Annotated in this window: 10 protein-coding genes and 1 tRNA gene; 5 read left to right on the top strand and 6 right to left on the bottom strand. The window is 49.2% G+C overall.

The genetic code is table 11. The annotated features are described in order from the left end of the window. Nucleotides 1–7: 7 nt before the first annotated feature. Together Q0Y65_RS00055 and Q0Y65_RS00050 are read right to left on the bottom strand one after the other, a co-directional pair. Nucleotides 8–1,282 carry a glycoside hydrolase family 3 protein gene (locus Q0Y65_RS00055; RefSeq protein ID WP_297955231.1) on the bottom strand — a complete coding sequence of 425 codons (1,275 nt, stop codon included), beginning with the start codon at nt 1,280–1,282 and terminating at the stop codon, nt 8–10. A 14-nt stretch (nt 1,283–1,296) separates the two neighbouring features. Then, nucleotides 1,297–3,372 (bottom strand): Eco57I restriction-modification methylase domain-containing protein, encoded by a 2,076-nt coding sequence (locus Q0Y65_RS00050; protein ID WP_297955229.1) that lies wholly within the window; start codon nt 3,370–3,372, stop codon nt 1,297–1,299. Between the two features lie 240 nt (nt 3,373–3,612). On the opposite strand from Q0Y65_RS00050, the gene Q0Y65_RS00045 reads away from it, so the two are divergent. From Q0Y65_RS00045 to Q0Y65_RS00035, 3 genes are all read left to right on the top strand, one after another. Next, nucleotides 3,613–5,568, top strand: a complete 1,956-nt coding sequence (locus Q0Y65_RS00045) for a bifunctional diguanylate cyclase/phosphodiesterase (RefSeq protein ID WP_297955226.1) — start codon at nt 3,613–3,615, stop codon at nt 5,566–5,568. A 56-nt stretch (nt 5,569–5,624) separates the two neighbouring features. Next, nucleotides 5,625–8,180 carry a DUF4832 domain-containing protein gene (locus Q0Y65_RS00040; protein WP_297955223.1) on the top strand — a complete coding sequence of 852 codons (2,556 nt, stop codon included), beginning with the start codon at nt 5,625–5,627 and terminating at the stop codon, nt 8,178–8,180. A gap of 197 nt (nt 8,181–8,377) precedes the next feature. After that, nucleotides 8,378–9,772, top strand: a complete 1,395-nt coding sequence (locus Q0Y65_RS00035; protein ID WP_297955220.1) for a cellulase family glycosylhydrolase — start codon at nt 8,378–8,380, stop codon at nt 9,770–9,772. Between the two features lie 44 nt (nt 9,773–9,816). On the opposite strand, the gene Q0Y65_RS00030 is transcribed toward Q0Y65_RS00035, so the two are convergent. The 3 genes from Q0Y65_RS00030 to Q0Y65_RS00020 form a co-directional block, all read right to left on the bottom strand. Next, nucleotides 9,817–12,708 (bottom strand): family 43 glycosylhydrolase, encoded by a 2,892-nt coding sequence (locus tag Q0Y65_RS00030; RefSeq protein ID WP_297955217.1) that lies wholly within the window; start codon nt 12,706–12,708, stop codon nt 9,817–9,819. 42 nt (nt 12,709–12,750) lie between these two features. After that, complete coding sequence (locus Q0Y65_RS00025) at nt 12,751–13,068, bottom strand: TfoX/Sxy family protein (RefSeq protein WP_297955215.1); 318 nt, start codon at nt 13,066–13,068, stop codon at nt 12,751–12,753. 180 nt (nt 13,069–13,248) lie between these two features. After that, nucleotides 13,249–16,374 (bottom strand): carbohydrate binding domain-containing protein, encoded by a 3,126-nt coding sequence (locus Q0Y65_RS00020; RefSeq protein WP_297955212.1) that lies wholly within the window; start codon nt 16,372–16,374, stop codon nt 13,249–13,251. Between the two features lie 770 nt (nt 16,375–17,144). Here Q0Y65_RS00020 and Q0Y65_RS00015 point away from each other — a divergent pair. Both Q0Y65_RS00015 and Q0Y65_RS00010 read left to right on the top strand, forming a co-directional pair. Further along, nucleotides 17,145–17,792, top strand: a complete 648-nt coding sequence (locus Q0Y65_RS00015; protein ID WP_297955209.1) for a TetR/AcrR family transcriptional regulator — start codon at nt 17,145–17,147, stop codon at nt 17,790–17,792. Between the two features lie 126 nt (nt 17,793–17,918). Then, the gene (locus tag Q0Y65_RS00010) at nt 17,919–18,677 is read left to right on the top strand and encodes a helix-hairpin-helix domain-containing protein (protein WP_297955206.1); all 759 of its coding nucleotides are present in this window, start codon (nt 17,919–17,921) and stop codon (nt 18,675–18,677) included. 54 nt (nt 18,678–18,731) lie between these two features. Here the strand turns inward: Q0Y65_RS00010 and Q0Y65_RS00005 are convergent. Beyond that, a tRNA-Ile gene (locus Q0Y65_RS00005) sits at nt 18,732–18,805 on the bottom strand. Between the last annotated feature and the right edge of the window lie 102 nt (nt 18,806–18,907).

Raw genomic sequence — 18,907 nt, 5'->3', positions numbered from 1 at the left:
ACGATGTTCAGCTCTTTTTTATGTCCATTTTCTGCGATTTCAGATACAGTATCCTTCTCACGCTCCTGTTTATCCTCTCCTCTGTGAGCCTGCCGTCTGCCACAGCAGCCTCCACGCCCCTGACAGCTTCCTTCAGATCCATCGGCATGAGCAGCATATCGCCGCCTGCTTCAAGGACTCTGACTGACAGTTCACCGCTTGAGTAGATGTCCGCCATTGCTCTCATGGAAAGAGAATCGGTTATCACCACACCGTCAAAGCCAAGTCTTCCGCGGAGCTCGTCGGTTATCATCACACGGGACAGTGTGGCAGGCTTGCCGTCCACACCGTTCATAGTGATATGTCCCACCATGACCATATCAGCTCCCGAAGCTATACCGCTCCTGAAGGCGAGATACTCACCCTGTATCAGCTGAGTCACCGATTTGTCGGTATAGACCGATCCGTAGTGGGAGTCCCCTGCGGTATCGCCGTGTCCCGGGAAATGCTTCAGCGAGCAGAATGTGCCGCCGCTGTGGAAGCCCTCCACCGCCGAAGCCACAAGGTCGGCAGTCTGCTGAAAATCATCGCTGTAGGCTCTGGTGCCTATAACGGTGTTATAGGGATTTGACCATGTATCCGCCACGGGAGCAAAATCAAGATTGAAGCCAAGAGCAGATATATCCGAGGCTATGGTCTCAGCGTTGGAAAAGGCGGTCTCCGTTCCCTGATACCTGTAGTAATACATGGGATCGAACCATGTTGTGCCCGCCTTCAGTGCGCACCTTGCCACTGTGCCGCCCTCCTCGTCAACTGCATAGAAAAGCGGCACCGACCTCTGCTCCGACGCATAGGCCGATGTATTTGATATCATTTGTGATATAGCGGCGGCAGAGTCTATATTCTTTGCGAAGTATATTATGCCGCCAACGGGATAATGCTTCAGCGCCTCCCTCGTCATCTCCCCTGCCACGGAATAATTCTCTCCGTCTGTAAGGCTTTCGGGAGTCACCACAAAGAGCTGGCACACCTTCTCGTGGAGAGACATACTGTCTATCCTGACTGTGATATCATCGGGAGGCTCCGTAGTTGTTGGCGCCTCTGTGGTCGTTTCCGTGACCTCAGTGGTGACCTCCGCGGACACAGCGGCAGTCTCATCAGCCTCCGAAGCATTGCTTAGTCTGCCCACGGTATCACTGCCTCTTTTCATTCTCACGACAAGCACTGCCGCACATATTACAGCTGCCGAAACAAGCAGCACCGATACTGCCTTTTTTATAATTGATCTTCTGTTTTCCGACAAAACGTCTCCTCCTTTCATATCAGCGGATGGCGCCTGAAATCGCGGCTGGTCTCGAAGGAATCATATTCGGCCCGTGATATGGCAACACATTCCTCCACCAGCCTGTCCGCCTCCTCCGATTTTTTTAGTATCACAGGGAACTTCGCCACCTCACCCGACTGGAAATTCAGAGTTGGATTAAGCTGGCCGAATATATAGGCAAAGACCTTTGAATTCAGCAGTCCGCATATGAAGTTCCTGTGCTCTCCCAGCTCGAATATGCAGCAGCCGCCGTTATCGAAGATATAGCCCTCGCCGAACTGTCTTATGCTGAATTTTCCGCTTGTCAGCGTTGACCATGTGAGACCCTCCTTCATGAAGTACCGATAGTTTGCAATGACGGCAGTGGGGATAGCCCTTATCTCCGCCGCGTCATCGTACCAGTCGGTGATATACTCATTGAAGCCGTACCACTTGCGGAAGCCGCCGCCCTTATTGTAAGGGAACCAGCGCTTTCTGCGGGTCTCCTCCCTGTCTATTCGCTTGCAGCCGATGTTTATTCTGTCATATTCCACTTCATGCCAGTATCGCAGGAACCTTTCGTTATCCGAGGTGGAGTTGCCCTTCCTGGGAGCAGATATGCTACCCAGAGACGGGTTCTCACTGTACAGATCCCTGACCCTGTCGCTTACCCAGTATGCCGCGGGAGATTCGGGGAGCTTCCCGAAATCCGAGGCAGCCGCCTCGTAAACATATCCGCAGTTCCTGTGGGCAAGGGCATCAAGGAATCGCTGCCTCTGTACCTCAAGGCCGCCCCTGAAGTCTGTAAGGCGGAAATACACGCCCTTTTCATCGGAGCGGCAGTTGCGCAGCGCAAAGGCACATACAGGCACCGTGGCCTCCTCAAAGGAGGAATACTCAAACTGCACAAGGGACAGCGGAGTTTTTTCACCGAAAAGCAGCTGGCGAAGCTTCCTGTAGCTGCTTATGAACATCCAGACATAAGGTGTGAGAAAGCCTGCATAGCCGCCCTCCTCCGTAAGCTCACAGCACCTGACTATAAATGCGGAGAAAAGATCGGCGCTGTGACCGCTGTACTCCCTTTTCAGAAAGCTGAGGAGCTCGGGATTCATTCTCGCCCCCGAAAGATACGGCGGATTGGTGGCAACGGCGCTGTATCGCTTTGTAAGCAGCTCATACACCCTTGCCGCCCGGGGATCCTTTTCCTGCGGCGGAGCATACGGTCTTATGAGGCTTCCGAATATCTCACTGTGAGCGAAACTTTCCGACGCGCCTGCTTCGGAAAGCCCCTCCATATCGTATATCTGCGGTGAAACGCCGCCGAAAAGCAGTCTCCGTGACTGCTCCGCAGCCTTGACGGTAAGTGCGAACCGCGCTATCCTGCACACTCTGCTGTCAATATCGAGGCCGAAAAGATTGCGCTCCAGCACTGTTACCGCAGCCTGCTCCCTGTCACGCCCCCTTGCGATATAGAGGTCCATGAACATATCAAAGGCATAGATAAGTATATTGCCGCTGCCTGCGCACGGATCGAGAAAGGTTATATCCTCGGGATCGCGTTCAGATACAGGTACCTCTCCCTGCACCAGATATTCCATACCCGAGGTATCCGCTCCGCAGCAGCCCGCAAGAGCTTTTCCGAGGGTATTTTCGGTCATATAGCGTACTATCCAGTCGGGTGTGAATATCTGTGTTGCGGCAGGAAGACTGTCCGCAGCCACCTTGGAATTCTTCTTCATGCCCCCCAGTGCGGCTTCCTTGTCCTCGCTTATGAAGTACTGATATAGCTGACCAATGATCTGTACGCCGCTTCTCCAGATATCCGGGGGTATCTCACTCAAAAGCTCAGCCGCCCTTGCTTCTCCGAAGCAGACGCGCTCCCCGAAGTCGGTTTCGGGAAATATCTGTGGCATCAGCTCGCTCAGTCCCCGCGGTTCATCGGAGGATATGAAGCCGTTCTCTGTAAGATACAGCCGTGCCGTACTGCGGAAAAAGGCTTCAAAGCACAGCTGCGGAGCACTGCTTCCGAAAACGGAGTCAAGAACCCTGCGCACGGAAACGGCAATTCTTTTCAGCGCCGATCTTTTCATCCATACCCTCCTTTTTATGCTCATAACAAACGTTTTCATTTATTATACCATAAAACCGCGTATAAATCAAGATTTTTACTTTTATATCAGTTATCTTCATATCACATTTAGTATTTTATGTGCAGCATATGCCTTTATGTTGAAATGCAACATATTTTAGCCGTTTCTATTGACAAATTACAGCTATTATGTTATAATAAACTGACAAATGTTTTCTATTTTCATTAGTGGGGCGATAATATGAAAGCTATATTGAACGGACTTGGTTTTGAAAAACAGAGCAAATATGTCCGTGATTATTTCTTCTCCACCAATATGCGTGCGGGGATATATATGTCCATCGTTATAATAGTTCTGGAGATCTGGATGATAATACGGCTGACCGTGAAAATATTCACCGATAATCTTCAGTCTCAGTTCAGACAGCTTTTCAAGACATATTATCTGAACTACCTGATACTGCTTTTTATGGGAACGATCATGCTGGTTTACGCCACGAGATACATATCCGGAAAGACAGCGAGAAAGAGCACGGGTATGATAATCCAATGGCTGTTTACACTTGTATGTATTTACTTCGGCATAAAGATATCCCTGAACGACTATTCCAAGGGCGAGCAGATACTCACCTTCCTTACAATGGAGCTTTTTGCCCTTTGCCTTCTTACATGGCGTCCCTATATAGCTTTCATCATAGCTTCATTGTCATATCTTTACTTCTACTACCGCATTGACGGAATGATAGCCGTGAACACAGGTGAACACGGCACGACTGTGGCTACACAGATCAACTTCTTCATAATGTGGATATCCACCATGATGGTATGTATAGCAAAATACAACACGACAAGAGAACAGGCTCTGAAGGATGAGGACCTTGAAAAGATAAACGCATACCTTTCAAAGATATCCGTCGAGGACGAGCTGACAGGCATACATAATATGGTCCACTTCAGAAATGAAGCCGAAAAGCTCCTCGGCTACGTCACCACCGACAAGGAAAACATTATATTCCTGTTCTTCGATATCGAAAACTTCAAATCCTACAATGAAAAATACGGCTTCCATGAAGGAAACGAGCTTCTCATAAAATTCGCCCATATGATCGACGATCTGTTCAAGGGCTCGCTGGTTTCACGTTTTTCCGACGATCATTTCGTAGTCCTCACCCACGTTGACGGCGCAAAGAATATTATAGGCCAGCTCTCGGGAGAGATAAAGCGACTTCAGAAGGAGGTCCACCTTGAACTGAAATGCGGCGCCTACAAGCCTGTGGGCGACGAAGCCGACATAAGCCTCGCCTGCGACCGCGCAAGATTTGCCTGCAACAGCATAAAGAAGCATTACGACCGTACTCTCAGACTGTACGACAAATCACTGGAGGACAAGTTCCAGCTGAAGCACTATATCGTGAACAATATCGACAATGCTATAGAAAAGGGATATATCAAGGTCTACTATCAGCCCGTGGTATCAACGGAAGACGGCTGTATCTGCGGCCTTGAAGCCCTTGCAAGATGGGAGGATCCGAATTACGGTCTCCTCTCACCGAGCTCGTTCATCGAGATACTGGAGGAATACAGACAAATATACAAGCTGGACGAATACATCATAGAAGCCGTATGCAGGGATTACCGCAACTCCGCAGATGAGCACAGGCCTTTTGCTCCGGTATCCCTGAACTTCTCAAGGCTTGATTTTGAGCTTTGCGACATAGTCGGCTATCTCTGCGAAACAGTGAAGAAATATTCCGTCCCGAAGAATTATATCGACATCGAGATAACGGAGAGCGCTCTTACGGATCAGCAGGACTTCCTGCCTGACGCCATAAGGAACCTGCGCAGCTTCGGCTACAAGGTATGGCTCGACGACTTCGGAAGCGGATATTCGTCGCTCAACGTGCTGAAGGATTACCACTTCGACGTACTCAAGATAGATATGAAGTTCCTGTCGGGCTTTACCAGCAATGAAAAGACCCGTCCTATACTTGAGAATATCGTCAGACTTACCAAGGAGCTGGATATGATCTCCCTGACCGAGGGCGTAGAGACCGCCGAACAGTTCAGCTTCCTCGAAGCTATCGGCTGCGACCGCGCACAGGGCTACCTCTTCAGCAAACCCGTACCTCTGGACGTTCTCAGAGAAAAGATCGCTTCTGGCGAACTGAAAATATCAAAGGAATATATGAGTGCATGACATAACGGCGCTTTCGTTCTTCGGAAGCGCCTGTTTTTTAACGGAAAGGAAACACTATGATAAAAAAACTGATAGCTTCATTTCTGTCTGCTGCGGTGCTGATTCCGTCAGTCCCATGCATACCTGCTGCAAGCGCCGATGAAGGCCTCAAAGACAGCGGCATCAATTACACCGAGGCGGTTGAGACCATACAGAATCCGGGCGCAGGATATACGAATACGGTCTGGGCAGTATGCAAGCCCGGAGATACTAAGGTCTACAGCCCCACAGGAAGTATAGTCCTTTTCTTCATTGATATCGGAGCCTTCTCGTCAGGCGCCAACGGTACCACAGACGATGAGGGCAATTACACAGAGGGCGTGGACTATGACCTTGACGAGACGTTTTTCAGCGCATGGCGTCAGACCTTCGATAACTGTCGCAAAAACGGCTGTATGATAGCTGTACGCTTCCGCTATGACGCCAACGGCAAGGATAACCCCGAGCCCGCCACCTTCGCTCAGGTGCTCAGGCATATCAAGCAGATCAAGGAAAGCAGGATACTCTCCGACAATGCGGATATCCTTGCCTTTGTGGAAAGCGGCTTCGTGGGCAAGTGGGGCGAGCAGCACGGTGGAAAATACACCTCCACGGACTACAAGGCGCAGCTCCTCAGCGCAATGCTCAGCGCTGTGCCCGAACCTGTCCCCGTTACAGTACGGACTCCCGACACTTTTGCGAAGTTCTTGGGACTGGAACGATCAGACCTTGACGATGAGCAGTACTACACCGTCTACAACTATGATGATCCCGATGTGGTCGTTGAACCACTCCCCCATATCCCCGACTTTGACCGTGTGGGACTCTACAATGACGGCTATATGGGAAGCAACAGCGACCTCGGCACCTTTGCAAACCGCAACACCGAAACAGGCTGGCTCAGCCGCGTGACGCATCATACCTATTACGGCGGCGAATTCTCGGGAAATATCGAATATGCAAAGGGCTTCGACACATACCTCCCCGAAAACGCCATACCCGAAATGTACAAGACCCGTCTGAGCTACATAAACGGCAACATCTTCCAGCTCTACAAGGACTACACCTTCGGAGAGGAATATGACGTTGAGGGAGTTGATAACTCCGCGTACTACGGACAGACCGTTTTCCGCTTCATAAGGGATCATCTCGGCTACCGCTTCGTGGTGAGAAAGGCGGAGAATACTGCCGTCACCGTTCAGGGCGGCGAGCTGAAAATGAACTTCTCGCTTGAAAACACAGGCTTTGCGGAGATAGTATTCCCCACTACGCAGTCGGTACTCCTTGAAAAGGACGGTGTGATATACAGCGCCGGCGTAAGATTCAATAACGGAGGCGACTGGGACACTGAAAGAAAGACCGACAACGAGATATCCATAAAGCTTCCCGACAATATCGGCGAAGGCGACTGGAATATCTATCTCAGGATAACGCCGGATGTGACCACAGGTACGGACTATTACCGTACAGCTCCCCTGCTGCCCAAGTACGGTATAAGATTTGCCAATGAAGGCATATGGGATCCTCAGCTGGGCGCTAACCGCATGGGCAGCGTAAAGATCGAAAGCTCCGACAAGCACGGCACCGACAACCAAATGTATCAGGCAAATGTTATATCAGGGCTTCAGGGCTACGTTCCGCCAATTACCCTTGACGGACTGACTGTAGTTGACGGAGCAGTGTCCAGTCCCCGCGAGTGGCAGGAAAATGATATCCTCCTCACCAAGGAGGAGCAGTCTCTCTCAGTAAAGGCCGACGAGAGCGCCCTGTACGTCATGGGTAAGATGTCAGACGCTGCCGCTGCTCCCGTATACAACCTCGAAGTTTACAGCGGCGGCGAGCGCTACTGGCTGTATTACGCCTCAAACGGCTTCATTTACTTCAATCACGATTCCTATGCAGGCTGCCAGTGCAAGTGGAAGGACGGCATGGTGGAATTCAAGGTGCCCTTTGAAGTCATGGGACTTGACCCCGGCACACCTGTGGACTCGGTACGCCTCTTTCTTCAGGACAGCGGAAACGACTGGAAGCTTTTAGGCGATATGACCGCAAAGAACGTTGATATACCGTCAAAGATAACAGTCTATTCCACAGAACACGATGTGCGGATAAAAGCAGGCGAGAAATTCCATATGGGCGTGAAGACAGACCGCAGCGATCTCAGCTTCCGCTGGTATCACAATGGCGAGCCCATCGAGGGCGCTTCAGCTCAGAAGTATACCATAACCAAGGCTGACAGCTCCGACGAGGGCAGCTACTCCGTAAAGCTCACAACTCCCGAGGGTATCAGCTCAACGGTAAACATTGTGAATATACTGGAGGTGGCAGACGCCTCCTCAGTGACCACCACACAGGATCAGGAGCTCCGCGGCGACACCAACTGCGACGGAGTGGTAGAGCTGGCCGACGCGATACTCATTATGCAGGCGCTGGCAAATCCCAATAAATACGGCATAAACGGCTCTGACCCACGCCACCTGACCGCTCAGGGCAGGATCAACGGAGATGTGGAAAAGGGCACTCAGGGACTTACCGCAAACGACGCTCTGGAGATACAGAAAAAGCTCCTCGGGCTTATCACGGATTTTGAATAATGACATAAAGGTGCAGTTGCAGCTGCACCTTTATTTTTCGGCTATACAAAAAACTTTCCGCGGCTTACTGACAATTTATATACCTTTTATCCCGAAAAATATCAAAATAATGTTGCATTTTTGTGTCAGAGATGCTATAATGGTATTGGGTAACAAGTCCGTTTTTTTCAGGGATATTAAAAAACGGAGGAATATTTATGTTCAAAAGGATCTTATGCACATCTCTTGCCGCTCTGATCTCTGTTTCCTTACTCGGAAGCAATGCGGCAGCAGAAACAGATCACGCCGACACTATGCGCGATATGACTACCATGGAGATAGTCAGGGACATGGGTATCGGCATCAATCTGGGCAACACCATGGAAGCCTGCGGCGACTGGATAGCCGAGAATGACATGAAATGGGGAGACGGAGTTCTCACCCCTCAGGACTACGAGACTGCATGGGGAAGTCCCGTCATTACTCAGCAGATGATCCGTGGCATGGCCGACGAGGGCTTCGGCGTTGTCCGCGTACCTGTCGCCTGGTCAAACCTTATGGGCGAGAACTACAGCATCAGTCCCGCTCTCGATCAGCGCGTACATCAGATAGTCGACTGGGTCATCGACGCCGATATGTACTGTATAATCAATATACACTGGGATAACGGCTGGGTAAACACCTTCCCCGAGAATAAGAACGAGTGTATGCGCCGCTATGAGACTATGTGGACTCAGATAGCCGACAGCTTCAAGGACTACGGCGATCATCTCATGTTTGAGTCCCAGAACGAGGAACTTGGCTGGGAAAAGCTCTGGAACCCATGGGGCGGCACCGAGGGAAAGGCGGAGTCATATGCTCTCGTAAACGAGATAAACCAGAAGTTTGTGGACGTTGTGCGCAGCTCGGGAGGAAACAATCCCAAGCGTCACCTGCTGATATCAGGCTACAATACAGGCTTCGACCGCACCTGCGATCCCCTGTTCAAAATGCCTCAGGATCCCACTGGACGTATGGCTGTGTCCGTACACTACTATACTCCTCCCGGATTTGCTATCCTTGAAGATGAGGACGCAGACTGGGCAAAGGCTCGTTCTTCATGGGGGACGGAACAGGACTTCAATGAGCTGTATGCTAATATGGATATGATGAAGAACGGCTTCATCGACAAGGGCATACCCGTTATCATCGGAGAATACGGCTGCCCCACCAAGGGCAAGGAGCCCGATTCCGTAAGGCTTTTCCTCAGCTCTGTATGCAAGGCCGCCTATGAACGTCAGCTCTGCCCCGTACTCTGGTCTACACCCGGCGGTCACTATGACCGCGATAACTGCAAAATGTCCGATCAGGAGCTTAAAAAGCTCTTCAACGAAATATCCGGCTTTGATCCTGCTCAGAGACCGACCGGAACGACCACAGCTCCCGTACCGCAGAAGCTCATGGGCGACGTCAACAGCGACGGCAGTGTAAATGTAGCCGATCTTGTGGCAGTACAGCAGTTCCTCCTCGGAAACGGCGATATTGCCGACAGTGAAGCCGCAGACCTCTGCGAGGACAGCGTTATCGACGTATTCGATCTCATACTTCTCAGAAGAATGCTGATAAACAAATAAAAACAGGACCTGCTCCGCTGATGGCGAAGCAGGTCTTTTTACTTTTATCCCACCACGATATTTACCGTGATGTTCTTATTCTGCGGAGCAAGCTCCGCCTCGTCACTGAGGTTGATAACGGGATCACCGTTTCCGTCAAATGCAACACGCCTGATACGGGTGTGTCTGCACGGGTCGTAGAGGGGATCCTTGTTATATGTGCCGCAGCCCTGAGACGAATGAGAGTCGGGGCGTGCATGATATACTATGAGCAGATTGCCCATTTCGTCCTTTACGAAGCTGTTATGCCCGGGACCTGCGCAGCCCCTTACGTCTGCCGACGAAAGCACGGGCGAGGTTAGCTTTTTCCAGCTGTTCGCGTTCATGAGGTCGGAATTTATATCCGCTTCAAGCCTTCCCACGCAGTATTCCGAGCCTGTACCCGAGGCCGAGAAGAAAACATACACCTTCTTGTCGGTCTTCAGAACAGCAGCGCCCTCATTTACGCGGTTGTTGACCAGCTCCCAGTTATACTCGGGCTTTGTGAGAAGTATGGGCTTTGATATGAGCTTCCAGGGCTCGGCAGGGTCTATCTCCGCCATGAAAAGGGAGGAATCCCCTTTTATCTCAGCCCAGATCACATAGTGTCTGCCGTTGTTCTCGAAATAGGTCATATCGAGTGAAAAGCTGCGAAAGGAGTCCGTATCTCCCGACGATGCCTGCATCTGTCCGCATTCAGTCCAGTTTCCCGTGTAAGGGTCGCCGTCGCACCTGAGTACATAGGGACGTACTGCCCATATATCGCTGCTTGCGCCTGCTGCGAAGAACATATACCACTTGCCGCCTATGTAATGCATCTCGGGAGCCCAGATGTGCTTTGCCATTATGCCGCTTGAATGAGCCTTCCATATGGTCTTTTCCTCAGCGGAGGCAAGTCCGCCCACGGTATTGCTGCGCCTCAGTATGATACGGTCGTAGCCCTTGTCAACGCTGCCGTAGGCAGGATATGAGGCGGTAAAGTAATAATACCCGTCGCCGCCGTCAACTATATAGGGATCGGCTCTCTCCTTTATGAAGGGGTCGGCATAAAGCTCAGAGCTGGACTTCACCCTTGCCTGAGCCTGATAAACTCCCGGCTGTGAGGTATCCACCATGTAGGAAAGCCCTGCCCAGTCAAAGCTCATATCGCAGGTACCGCCGTCCGAGTACTCCGCCGTTAGCATCTTCGGAACCGAAGACATATTCTCACCAAGTCCAACTCTGACATCAAGGGACTTGAAACCCGTGTTAAGTGCAGTGAGCCCCGCGGAGGGATAGGCGTTTATAAGAGCGGTATACTGATCCGCATTGATGGGTATGACATATCCGTGACGGGGCGTGAAATTGAAGCTGTAGCTGCTGCGGCTCAGGGAGGTGAAGTTCACAAGGTCTGAAGTCTCCTGCATAACGTAATAGCCGTCGCCGTAGGCATCAGACATCATCAGCCACTTGTCCTGTCCTATGAGCTTGTAGATATTGGGACCCTCAACGCCGAGGCTTCCCTCTGATACCTGCTTTATCTCGTCATAGGGACCGCTTGCGTGGTCAGAGGTAGCAAGATAGATCCTCTTGTTGGTCTCGTTCTTGTAGTACATATAGTATTTGCCGCCCACATTGATTATATCGGAATCAATGGCGTCATTGCCGTTCTTCGGCGCAAAGAGTAGCTGCGGCTCGGTGTCCAGCTTCTTCATATCCTTGCTGTAGGCGTAATACATGATAGTCCTGTCATCGCGCCCGGGAACTCTCGCCGCAAAGTATATCATATAGGACTGTTTCTCGGGGTCATATATGGCCTGTGGAGCCCATGCGCGGTCTGCGCCCTGCATATTTGAATATTTATTGGCGATCTCTATGCTGGTCTCGTCGAACCAGTGTACAAGGTCGGTGGACTTTGCGCTGAGAAGGTTCCTGTTGCTGTTCCAGCCCAGTGAGGACTTCATATCCGTGGCCAGCATATAGTACAGACCGTCCTCGCCCTTGAATATGTAGGGATCACGCAGACATTCCGTGCCCACACTTGACTGCCATACAGCTTTGCCGCCGTTAAGGGCCTTGAAGTTGTAGCCGTCGGTGCTGACTGCATAGGAGAGCCGCTCCTGCTCGGGAGCATTTCCAAGGAAATAGGCAAAGAGATATGCCACATCGGGCTTTTCATTGGATATGACGCTGTATGTGTCTATATTGGTATCATTTCCCAGAAGATACTGTGTAAGAAGCACCAGATCTGCGGTATTCACAGTGTTATTGCCGTCCATATCGGCCACAGCGGTCATGGTATCATCAAAGCCTGCCACAACTCCGCGCTGCATGATGATACGGTCATAGCTGTCAACGCAGCCGTCAAAATTAAGGTCTCCGCGGATAAACCTGAAGTCTCCTCCTGCGGGACGGATGTAGAACTTCTGTCCCTCGCCCGCCCAGTAGTCCCACTGGTCTATGTTGGCTCCGTTATCATGGCTGATATCGTACACATCAAGAGCAGCGTTTCCCGAGCACTCACCCGTTATATAGTAAGCGTCATCTGTACGGTGGAGTATGAAATGCTGAGCGGCGGTGTCCTTGTACTCCGAGAGATATATGTTGTTGCCGTTGGTGGAATCCCCGTTCTCCACAGTCAGAGCAAGGCTTCTGTCCCTTGCCGAGAGTATGCAGCATTTTCCGTTCCCTGCGCTCTCGATATGCCATATCTGCGAATCGTCCCCCAGCTTCTCCCACTGGTGTACATTCCCGTCACTTGCAGCTGTTATGAACTTGCCGCTGAGCCGCACCATAATGGTGTAATCGGCACCGCTGATGACCTCGCCGTACTCATCGGCATAGTCCGCAGTTACTGCCGCCTGCGCGGTAACAGGACAAGCCGAAAAAGCCAGCGCAGCCGCACCTGCGGCGGCAAGGAGTTTTTTCAGTCTGTTCATTCCCTGACCTCTTTTCATCTGGATTTTTATGATAAGAACCTGCTATTTACGCTTTTTCTTAGGCAGCGGCAGTTCATCGAGCATAGACTCAATGAGCTCCGTGAGAAATTCCCTGTTATCTACGTCCTCAACAAGGAGCATCTCCTTTGCTCCCTCATAGGGCAGCTCCAGCGGTACATCGGGCATGAGCCTTCTTGCCGAGGGAGTATTTTTCACAAGGAACCTGTCATCATAGATGCCGCCTATGATCCTGCCCTGACAGTAGATGATGTACTCCCCCATCATGGCGCGGTATGTTATGTCGCTTAGTCCTGATAATTGTTCAAGTATGAATTCGAGATAGTCTTTTGATGAAGCCATTTATGACACTCCTTATATTTAGTTCTTAGCTCTTAGTTCTTAATTCTTAGCTCTTAATTCTTAGCTCTAAAACAATTCTATCTTATTTCTCCCGAAAAATCAATAGATTTTTGTGTTTTTCATATGGTTTGACATAAAAAAAGGCTTCAACACATGGTTGAAGCCTTTTATTGCCAAGCTTTACTTGATGAGACCTATGCCCCAGATGGTGAAGCTTCCGCTTCCGCTGATGGAAACATCCAGATCTCCTGTTGTATCCTGATAGTAGCCAAGCTCTGCGTCAGGACCGCCCCATGTGTACTGCTTGTTGCCGTTGACCTTAGTGGTCTTGCCGTTTACAGTAACATTTATGCTGCCCATACCTGAGCTGTTAGCCTTGAACACGATTATGAGACCCTTGCCCTGTGTCTTGAAGGTCATAGGACTTCCGCCGTTGAGCGTATACGAGTAAGGAAGTGAATTATAGCCGTTTCCTGCTGACCATGAACCTGAATTGAAGTTGTTCAGATCCTTGGGATTTACGTTTACGCAGTTTGCATACTCTGCGCCGTAAACATAGCTTGTGGGCTGTGTATAGCCTGTTGACTGATTTTCAGACTTTAATGCCTGACGTACATAGTAGGCCATGCAGTCTGCTACAAGCTGACCGCCCTTCTGATGAGGATGATACTCGTCTGTGTAGTAATCGCTTGCCTTGAGGAAGCCGCTGTTGAACGCCTTTGTAAGCGCGTCATCCATACTGATAACGGGGATATCAAAGTTCTTGCCGATGGGGTACATCTGGTTCTGGCTTGAGAAGCCGCCCTGTGCACGGGTGATGATGATACCTACAGCAGGCTCGTTGGGCATATCAAGGAACTTCTTGATACAGCTCTCAAAGCACTTCTTATACATGATATCCTCATGATCGTTTACGGAGAATTCAAGGAAGATGATATCGGGATTCTGAGATACGATATCCTTTTCGCTGCGGACAAGTCCTACAACCGAAGAAGTACCTGACATACCTGCGTTTACTTCCTTGAAGCTGCCCTTAGCAAATGTGTTCTTAAGGTAGTTGGAGAAAGGTGTGGTGTAGTTCTTGCCCTCGGTTATGGAACCGCCGAGATAAGCAACTGTGAGAGACTCGCCGTTTTCAGCTGCTGTAAGCTTCTGTGCAAGTCTGTAGGTATTGCCCATGTGCTTGATGGAGCTCTTGTAGAAGTCGATATACTGAGCCGAAGCTGTCTCCTGATAGTTATCCCACTTTGAAGTATCAACGGGAGGCGTAGGAGGTACCTCTGGCTCAGGCCATTCTGTTATCATTTTGAGTACGAATTTCTGGATATTTACAAGGTCAGCAACCTCGAACTTGCCGTTCTGGTCAATGTCTGCTGCCTTGAGTGTGGAGCCTGTGAAGTCGCCCTTGATAATGCCTCTCCTTGCAGCGATCATATCGAATGAATCAATAACGCCGTCGAAGTTTACATCGCCCAGGATGACCTGCTTGGGAGGATCAGCGCCCTTGATGACCGTTCCCTCGGGAGCGCCGACCGCCTCGTCAACATAGAAGCTGATGTAGTCCGTATCGTTTGAATCTGTCTCCACATAGATCTGGAGATCAGTTGCTCCTGCGGGGATAGTATAGCTCTGATTTGCAAGCTGTACCCATTCGCCCTTTGGAACTGTAGCCGAAGCTATCTGAGAATACTTTGCATCTGTGCCGTCATTGTACTGGAGTGTGAGCTGGAAGGTCTGCTCTGCAGGACCGCTGTTGTACATAACATTAGCTGCGAAGCTGTAAGCTGTACCGGGAACGAATGTCCTTGAGCTCAGTGACTTTACAGCGCCGTTCCATGTAGCTGTTCTGCCGGATACGCTGAGAGCGCCTGTGCCATCCATGCCCTTGCCTGAAGCAAGCTCTGTTGAAGCAGCGCCTCTGCCTGTCCAGCTGCCTGTAGCGCTGTCGAATGTATCGTGATAGAAGTATCCGTCGTCGTCAAGAACCTGAGAAGGATCCTGTCCGCCGCCCTCGCTTGAAAGAACGAAAGTAGTAACGCTCTTTCCGGGAAGTGTAGCGGAGAAGCTTGTTCCGCTTGCTGAGAGCTCCTTCTTGGCGATATTTGATGATGAGGAAGTAGTGTAGCTGTCAACATACTTTAAATCCTCACCGCTTGCCATCTGGAATTCCTGATTAACATCGCCGCTGTTCTTGTTGATAGCAACAACTGCGATAGTGCCGTCTGTGTTCTTGTATGCAGAAACAAGGATATTGCTGTTAGGCTGCTCTGTAGCGCCAATACGAACAGCGCCGGGACGTACCCACTTGGAGTACTGAGCCATGCAATAGCCGCGCTTGCTGATCTGGCCGTTTTCCTTCATAGGACCGTAGGATCTTCTGATATACCACCATACATAGGCGTTGAGATTTCCTACTACCAAACCGTTATGGATATTCTCGGCAACATCCAGAGCCTGAGGATACAGATCGGCGTCGGAAGTGGAATCCGGAACGTAGACCTCGGTCATCCAGATATCCTTGCCGCAGTTCTCCAGGGACGGGAAATCCATGTTATTACGGGAAGTTCCATAGAAATGAGTACCGAAAAGATCGGTATTGGCAAATGCCTGACTGTTTCCGAGTATGGTATTGTAGATATCCTTCCTGTACTGGAAGCTCTCGGGAGACATGAGCTTTACATTGGTGCCCTGCTTGACAGCGCTGCCGTACTGAGCAATGAATGAAGCAAGATCACTTGCGCTCCAGTAGGTCCATTCCTCAGCGTAGTCAGGTTCATTCTGAACAGAAATGGAATAGAGATCTATTCCCTGTCCCTCCATGTACTTACAGTAGCTGTTGAGGTGCTGTGCGTACTCAGCCCACTTGTCCTTCTTGAGCTGATACTTACCGCCCGAAAGGCCGCCGTTTACGGTGTTTCTGATAGCAGCAGGCGGGTTCCAGGGAGTAGCGAAAACTGTAGCGCCCAGAGCCTGAGCTCTCTTGGCGGTGGGAACAGCTCTGCTCCATGCACTGGAATCGTCGCTGACATAGATACGCAGGATAGTAAAGCCAAGCTCATCTTCTCCGTTGCCAAAGGCCTTCTGTACCTGAGCGTCGGTCATATCACCCTGAGAGATCCATTCGGGAAGATTGATTCCGCCGAAGCCTCTGATGGTCTGATGCACCTCTGTGGTGTCGATAACAGCTGCACCTGCTGCCGAAGCCTTCAGGGGTTCGGTTCCGGAAAATACCGTCGAGCCTGTCAGCAGCAGAGCTGCTGCGGTAACAGCTGACAGCATTTTACCGAAAAGGTTGGTTTTTTTCATAAGATCACTCCTTATAAATAAGATACAAATTTCTCCATTTTCATTATAATGTGTACTGAATAATAAAACAACCTATTTTTTACATATCGGGTGGACTTTCCGAAGATGCAAAACAAAAATCAGCGTTTTACACATCAAACAAGCGCTGAAATTGTATAAATATAACAATAGGCCAATTAAATAATCAGAACAGCATTATTTAACCAAAATGCACATAAATCAGTATCATAAACGTTAATTAATTATAACTTATCTCCAATAAAAAGTCAAGATAATTTTATGTTGTGTTTATAACACTTTTGTGCTATCACTGTAATTGCACTTCCCTGTTTTTTGCTATATATTCGCTTTTCTGTTCCGTTAGGCGTTTGTTGCGCTTTTTTGACCGTTTATTGCTGTTTTGTATTTTTATATTCGGTTTTCAGTGCTTATCGCATATTGAATAGTATATTTCCTACCTAATAACCGAAAGCACGATAATATCAGTTAAGATCAGTCGGCAGAAAGAGTTCCGTCATTATAGTTCAGATCATTTTTCGGACTGCTTTACAAAGACAATATGTTTACAAATTTGCTCAATAGTTTACACTAAAAAAGCTCCACGAAAGCCCTCCGCAGTATTTTTATACTACGATGTGTTTTTTTACAACAGTATAAACCGATCTCCCTTTCTCTACCTCTTGACAAAGCGCAGAAAATATGTTAAAATATTTCCAACAATTGATAGATAAACTATCAATTATACCACATTCATAAAGGAGGTTTGTAATATGGATAATGGATCATCTCATGAGAACTCAAAGAACAAGCGTATCGGCAAGGCTGTAGAGGTAAGCGCTCAGCTCTTCCTCAAAAACGGCATAGCCCCCGTTAAAATGACTGATATCGCTGATGAATGCGGTATCGGCGTTGCAACGCTCTATCGCTGGTTCGGCACAAAAAACGGCGTAACCATCGCAGCAATGACCTATATGTGGAATGAACTTAATAATATGTTCAGCGGCATATTCGAGTCGGATGTCTTTTTATTGCAGCCTGGTATCAAGCAGCTTAGCGACCTGATGAGAATGTTCATCGTCCTCTATCAGGCACACCCGGGATTCATGCGGCTGTTGTCGGAATTCGACCTCCTGCTCATATCAGAAAATATACCGAAAAAGGATCTCAGGGAGTACGAAAGGTCTATAATCAATTTCTACTCGGTATTCGAGAAGGCCTATATGACAGGAATATCAGACGGTACTGTCCGCGAGATCCCCGATATAAAGCTGTTTTATCTATCATTTGCACATACTCTCCTGGAGCTGGGCAAGAAGCTGATACAGGGAGAGCTGCTCCCCAATGACGACTTTTCTCACGCTGAAGACGAACTGAGCACAATTATCGACGCTGCTGTTTTCTTTCTGAGGAAGGAATAAAGCAGTCAGCATAAAACGCAAAAGGCTGATATCCACTCGGATATCAGCCCATTCCCGGCTTATTCTTTGTCGTTTTTTGTTGATTTATGTCGTTCGATATGCTATTATTAGTACAGAGGTGATAGCGTGGATAAGAACTCATTCAAAAAGTATCTTGTTTTTTCTCTTTGCTCGGCAGCTATAGTCGGTTCGGCAATGTTCTATTTTCACGCAAGCGATACACGAAATAATACCACAACAGTCATTATAGGAAAAGACAGCATCGAAGCTTCCACAGACACAGTACATGAAATATCAAAAAATACGACAACAACCAAGGCAAAACGCTCAACTACTAAAACCGTAACTACCGTGACTACAAAGGCAAGTAAGACCGAAGCCGTCACAGACTATCTGTATATCGACATTAATTCGGCAAATGCAGAAGAGCTTGCGAAGCTGAAAGGTATAGGCGAAGTACTGGCTGACGAGATCATCAGCTACCGCAGCGATAACGGAGGATTCCACAACATTGAGGAGATAATGAACGTCAAGGGTATCGGCGAGGCTGTTTTCGCAGATATCCGCGATCATATCTATGTGGTTGATCCCATTTATGATGAACCTGTGGACGAGACAGATCAAAACGCTCCTGACGAAATTGAATATTCCGAGCAGGAAACAGAGCACACTCTTACGCTTGAGGAAGCTGCTCCAATAAATATCAATACCGCAGATATTGATACTCTCATGCTGCTGCCGTCTGTTGATGAGGACACAGCCCGTCGTATCATTGAATTCCGCGAGAAAAGCGGAGGCTTCAGCAATACCTATGAGCTGCTTCTCATAGACGGCATAAGCCGTAAAGAAGCTGATGAACTGCTTGAATACGTTACTATCGAATAAATCAGCCGCCACAATATCAAAAGCCTCACTGAATTATCAGTGAGGCTTTTTCAGTGGGCCATTAGGGACTCGAACCCCAGACCGTCCGGTTATGAGCCGGATGCTCTAACCAACTGAGCTAATGGCCCTTATAACATTAAATCGGAAGCTTTCTGAGCTTCCGATAATGTATATAGTGTCGGCACTGATCTAATTTCCCGGGCCGTCGCCAGCCAAGTATCATCGACGTA

It is taken from the genome of uncultured Ruminococcus sp. (assembly GCF_947301925.1).
In the GTDB taxonomy this organism is placed as follows: domain Bacteria; phylum Bacillota; class Clostridia; order Oscillospirales; family Ruminococcaceae; genus Ruminococcus.
The sequence above is the reverse complement of the archived record's forward strand: the minus strand, read 5'-3'. Positions and strand labels throughout refer to the sequence as shown.